This is a genomic window from Vibrio sp. V42_P2S4T144, assembly GCF_009904715.1.
GTDB lineage: Bacteria > Pseudomonadota > Gammaproteobacteria > Enterobacterales > Vibrionaceae > Vibrio > Vibrio alginolyticus.
In genome coordinates, this window is record NZ_WXWS01000535.1 from 1 (window position 1) to 3,000 (window position 3,000).

Annotated in this window: 3 protein-coding genes and 1 pseudogene; all 4 read right to left on the reverse strand. The window is 44.5% G+C overall.

Features of this window, described 5'->3' with window-relative positions:
• A pseudogene (locus CAG68_RS17860) lies at nucleotides 1–396 on the reverse strand (thiamine kinase); the annotation flags it as partial.
• Nucleotides 397–420: 24 nt separating this feature from the next.
• Nucleotides 421–1,011 (reverse strand): penicillin-binding protein activator LpoB, encoded by a 591-nt coding sequence (gene lpoB, locus CAG68_RS17865; RefSeq protein ID WP_005378467.1) that lies wholly within the window; start codon nucleotides 1,009–1,011, stop codon nucleotides 421–423.
• A 66-nt stretch (nucleotides 1,012–1,077) separates the two neighbouring features.
• The gene (locus CAG68_RS17870; protein WP_005378469.1) at nucleotides 1,078–1,470 is read right to left on the reverse strand and encodes a YcfL family protein; all 393 of its coding nucleotides are present in this window, start codon (nucleotides 1,468–1,470) and stop codon (nucleotides 1,078–1,080) included.
• The gene (locus CAG68_RS17875; protein ID WP_025766940.1) at nucleotides 1,470–2,867 is read right to left on the reverse strand and encodes a COG3014 family protein; all 1,398 of its coding nucleotides are present in this window, start codon (nucleotides 2,865–2,867) and stop codon (nucleotides 1,470–1,472) included. Before CAG68_RS17875 ends, CAG68_RS17870 begins: the two co-directional genes overlap by 1 nt.
• Between the last annotated feature and the right edge of the window lie 133 nt (nucleotides 2,868–3,000).

Sequence of the window (3,000 nt, forward strand, 5' to 3'; positions counted from 1 at the left end):
CAAAGGAATTGCGCTTATCGGATATTGATGAATCTTCGCCGCAATGGATAATAAATTGCTTAGTGCTAAGCCTGACTCCGTCAGAGCCTCTCCTTCTATCCATTCCACCAGCAACCCTTGCTCATGAATAAAAACTGGCTTGGGGCCAATTTCCAATGAAGAGACTGCATTCAGCACTTGATATTCACTGTGACGAGAAATTGAAAAAGCCTTGCAGACATGACTGGTCGGTCGCCAGATGTATGCAAGGCCTTGAGAAGATTCCAACCGCCAACAACGGTTGGTGAGCCCCCCGGTAACAGTTTGTACTTTTACCGGAGGCTCCGTAAAGAAGCCATCGAGAGCGTTAAGACTCGGATCTAACTGTTTTGCTTGTTGCCAAGAAAACCATGCCATTGATGACTTCTCCACCCTGTTCGATTAAAGACCGAATAGGCTCTTAGATTGCGCTTTACGAATTTCAGTTTCATCCGCCCACTCAATCAAACCTGTTTCTAGGTCCATTAGGCGCATGGTCATCTTGTAGTATACATCTTTATCGCTACCTGCATTTTTCACAATGCTAGATAGGTTGCCGTAAAGCATGTATTGAGCACCAACCATTTTACCAAATTGGATCGCTGTGCTTTGGTTAACAAGCTCATCCGTGTTTTGGAAGTTAAGTTGTTCACGCACAGACTCAACACGATCCATATCAACAAAGCGGAACTTACCTGAGTTCAACATCTTAGTTGAGATCGTGTCGGTAATGGATTCAGTGTCAATATGTTCACTGGTTTTGTTCTTAATTCGCTCAACAAAAACGATAGGACGTTGGTCACGAGTAATTGCTGCTACAGAGCCCGACATCATCATGCTATCCACCATTTCAGCCGCGATTTTTTGTAAATCTGTTGAGCCAAAATCGATAGTCGTGGTTTCTGTTGCTTGCGCATCGCCGTAAGAGACTTTGTTAGAACAGCCACCTAAAATGACGGCAAGACCTAAAAGAGCAATAATACTTTTTTTCATGAGAGTTCCTTAGTTTTTCAATACCAGCGCATCGTTAGCGCGGCAGCTTCGGCAGAGCCGTTAAGATTAATCGTCTTGTGCTTCTCTAATTTGCACACGGAATTTTGTGCCATTTGGATTCACAGTAACTTCAGATAACGTGACTTGCTCAAATCCGCGCACAATCATTTTTCGCCACGGACCAGGTTTGGTATTCACTTCTAAACCATTGTTGTCATACCAATAAAATCGGTAAAGAATATGCTGATCACCTTTGTAATTGCTACTCAGCTGCACGACTCCTCGTGGGCGATCATCAACGTAAGTGGTGGTGATGTTGTCAACTAATAAGCGACTACCTAAAACGTTATCATTAAAAAATACTTTTTGCGTTTGGCCATCAATTCGAATACCAGCCGTGTTTTCGGCGCATCCAACTAAACCAATAGCCATTGCTAAACAAACAAGCCATGCTTTCATTACAGTCTCCCTAGCTGTTTATGCCACACGGTTGAGTGTGCTCCCTGACGAGATACCCATACCAATGTAGTCTGCTGTGCAGGCACTTCAAACTGATAGGTTTGATCACCCAAGTTTAAACTTTGTGTTCCCGGTTTCACGATTTTTGAAGCCGTTTTCACTTGCGCTGGCAATGTTTGCCAACTTCTCGTATCTGGCTGTTCGGTCAATGTGTTCCATACATTGAAAAGTATGTTGCCCACATCATCGCCTTTTTTCGCCGCCTCTTTTCGGATTCGATCTTTTGCCCAAACACGAAGAGCTTGACGGATCACTATTGTAGTAAGACGTTCATTAAGATCGTTTTGCGCCATCGCATTAACATCAGTCAGCGTACTGGAAGGCAATACCTGACCATTTAAAACAACATCGCTAAAACGTTGAGCACCTCGGTTCTGATAATAAGGAAGCGCCAACGAATAAATCGCGCCATTATCGCGACTGTCGTAAATCGGTAAATCAATACGCCACCCTTTCATCGCCTCAACAACACCCTGCTCATCAATAACGATGACTCGCCCTTGTGACTGAGTTAATCCAGAAGGTGCTTTGCCATACCGCTTCTCTAGCATGCGCAAGTCTTCACGCATGCCCAGCTTCTTAGCAGCGTATAAGGTGCTTTCCACAACTTGCTTGTTGTCTGGCATTACAGCGAGTGCTCGTCGGTAATCAACATAAGCACTGTTTAAGTCTCGCGACGCTTCATATAACAAGCCAGAAAGATAGAACAGATAACCATTTTGTACCGCGCTTAGTTTTTTACCAGCATCAGGGTAGTTCGCTAACACACTGCCTAAATTGGCAGACATGCCTTGCTTGTTAAGGTCTTTCTCTGCTGCTTTTAGCTCTTTTTCACGCGCCTTTCTTGCTGCTTCCTGAACTTGATTAGCTCGACGCACTTCAACTAGTGCCCCTTCTAAATCGTTTTTCTGTAAGTAATTTAGTCCTAGATACAGGTGCAAAAAGCCAAGTTCGTAATCGGCGGGATGATAGTCTTGGAGATTGTCGTTCACTGCGAGAGAGCCGACGCTCGTTGCCGTGTCTGACACAGATATCGTCGCTCGATCTTGTTGAACACGTACGGCACGATCGCTGCTTTCTAGCGCATTCAAACTTGTTGGGTAATCTTCAGCAAGAAAAGAGATGCGACCTTTTTCAAAATTGCCAAGTATCTCGCCACCCACTTCACTTGATTGAAGTTGTTTTGCTTTGGCATATTCCCCTGCAACAACGGCTTGATAAACTTCTTGATTCTGGTTGCTGTAATGGCTAAACAGATTGCCCGCAGATAAATTCGCGCAGCCAGAGGCCATTAAAGCCCAGCTCATCAGCCCTAACAGCTTTACACCTAGTTTCACATTTATCTCCACAAATGTGTCATTCGACAGGAAAAAGAAGTGGGTGAATCGCCACCCACTTTTAAAAGCTTAGCTCAATACCATTGGACCTAGAGGGCGGCCGCCTAGTAGGTGCATGTGAATATGGTAAACC